The organism is Candidatus Accumulibacter vicinus (assembly GCF_000584955.1).
Lineage (GTDB): Bacteria > Pseudomonadota > Gammaproteobacteria > Burkholderiales > Rhodocyclaceae > Accumulibacter > Accumulibacter vicinus.
In genome coordinates this window covers 50716-53217 of the sequence record NZ_JDSS02000007.1, presented here as the reverse complement: position 1 = coordinate 53217, position 2502 = coordinate 50716, and the positions used below count along the sequence as shown (strand labels likewise).

Annotated in this window: 1 protein-coding gene; it reads right to left on the bottom strand. The window is 65.3% G+C overall.

What is annotated here, in order from left to right:
- A partial coding sequence (locus tag CAPSK01_RS21450; RefSeq protein ID WP_273702920.1) for a response regulator occupies window positions 1-2493 on the bottom strand: 2493 nt, incomplete at its 3' end.
- Between the last annotated feature and the right edge of the window lie 9 nt (window positions 2494-2502).

Sequence of the window (2502 nt, the reverse complement as noted above, 5' to 3'; positions counted from 1 at the left end):
CGCCTGGTGGCGGCCGGCGACCTCGGCGATCAGCCGGTCGATCTCGTCGATCTCACCCCGGATCGCCGCTTCTTCCAGGCGGGCGCGCAGATCGTCGGGCAGAGATTGTAAGGCGTCGGCCAGGGCGTTGTCGTCCAGGGCCGGCTCCGTTGCCGCTCCGCCATCGTCACCGTAGAGGTAGCGCACGCCCAGATGTTTCTCCATCAGCTCGAGCAGCGTCGTCGCCCGATACGGCTTGCGCAGAAAATCGTCGCAACCCGCGGCCAGGATCTCCGCGCGCTCTTCCTCGAAGCTGCTGGCGGTCAGGGCCACGATCCGGGTCTCGGCTCCGCCGGGCGCGGCCTTGATCCGCCGGGTCGCTTGCCGCCCATCGAGGTTTGGCATCCGCATGTCCATCCAGATGAGATGCGGGCGCCAGCGTTCCCAGAGCGCAATGGCTTCGATTCCGTCACTCGCCTCCTCGACCGCAAAGCCCAGCGGCTCGAGGACTTGGGCCAGCAGGTGCCGGCTGTTGGCGTCGTCGTCCACGACCAGAATGCGCCAGGCCGTTTGCCCCGGCGCCAGGCCCAGGACCGGCCGGCTTTGCGGTGCGGGCACGCGTTCCGGGTTCGCCGCTTCCTGGGCGGCGATGGTGAAGACGAAAGTGCTGCCGGTGCCCACGCGGCTGCGCGCCTCGATGCCGCCGCCCAGCAGCTCGGCGAACTGGCGCGTGATGGCCAGCCCCAGGCCGGTACCTTCCTCCGCCTTGCGGCCGCTGGCGGATTGGGCGAAGGGCTGGAACAGCCCGGCCAGTTCCGCGTCGGAAATGCCGGCGCCGGTGTCGGTCACCTCGAAAGTCAAGCGCAGCGCGCGGCCCGGCTTCATCTCCGGGTCGTCGTCTGCCGGGAAAGTCGCGCTTACCCGAAGCGTCACACCGCCTCGCTCGGTGAATTTGAACGCGTTGTTCATCAGGTTGATCAGCATTTGCCGCAGCTTCAGCTCGTCGGTGCGAACGAGCCGGGGGACCCCTGGCTCGTGTTCGACCTCCAAGGCCAGCCCTTTGCTCGCCGCCTTGAGTGCGAACATCCCCTGCAGCCCAGCCAGCAACTCGTGCAGGTCGAAGTCGCTCGGGTTGATCGTCGTCCGCCCCGCCTCGATCCGGGACAGGTCCAGCACGTTGTTGATCAGGGTCAGCAAATGGTCGCCACTGCGGTGGACCGTGGTCAGGTGTTGCGCCTGGCCCGGCGAGAGCCGCTCCCGGCCGCCGGCGGCATCGCGCAGCAGCAGCTCCGAGAAGCCCAGCACCGCGTTCAGCGGCGTGCGCAACTCGTGGCTCATGTTGGCCAGAAACGCGCTTTTGGCCCGGTTGGCCGCTTCGGCCGCCTCCTTGGCTTCGGCGAGAGAATGGGTCCGCTCGGCGACCTGAAGCTCCAGTTCCCGGTTGCGGCGCTGGATGGCGCCAACCCGTAGGTAATAAGCGCCGGCCAGCAGCCCCAGGGTGAGCAGAACTGCCAGGGTTCTGGCCCAGGCCGTTTCCCACCAGGGCGGGGTGATGACAACCTCGACCGAGGTTCCTTCTTCGTTCCAGACGCCGTCGTTGTTGGACGCCTTGACCCGGAAGACGTAAGTCCCCGGATCGAGATTGGTGTAGGTGGCGACGCGACGGGATCCGTCGACGTACCTCCAGTCTTGGTCGAAACCTTCCATTTTGTAGGCGTACCGGTTTTTCTGCGGATAGCGGTAGTTCAGCGCCGCGAACTCGAAGGAAAAAACCGATTGCCAGTACGCCAGAACCACGCGCCGCGTCTCGGTGATGGCCTGCTGGAGAGGCGAGTCCTGGTCCGTGGCGGAAACGGATTGGTTGAAAACCTGCAAATCCGTGAGTACCACGGGTGGCACCTGCGTATTCGTCGCAATGTGCGCCGGGTCGATGATGTTGAAGCCGTTCTCGCCACCGAACAGCAACGCCCCCGTGCGGGACTTGTAGGCGGAGCTGTTGAGAAACTGGTTGCCCTGCAAACCGTCGCTGGCGTCGTAGGCTTTGGTGGTGCCGGTTGCCGGATCAAACCGGGTGATCCCCCCGTCCGCCGTTCCCAGCCAGAGTTGTCCCCGGTCGTCTTCCAGAATGGTGTTGATGCGATCGCCCGACAGGCCGTCTTTCCGACGGTAGACGGTAAAGCGCCCGGCGCGAGGATCCAGGCGATTGAGGCCGCCGCTGGTGCCAATCCATACCTCTCCCGATGAACCGAGGTGAATGAACCAGACTTCGTTGTTGCTCAGGCTGGCGGGATCGCGGGGATCGTTTTCATAGCGCCGAAAAGTTTCGCTTTTCGGGTCGAACCGGTTCAGCCCGCCGCCCCACAAGCCGAGCCACAGGCCACCGGCCGGATCGCACTTGAGGGTCGTGATGATCCCCTTTCCCAAGCTGTTGGAGTTGTTGGGATCGTGGCGATAGGCCTTGAATTTCCCGCTGGCGGGGTCGAAACGGGCCAGTCCGCCATAACTCGTCGCCACCCAGAGGGT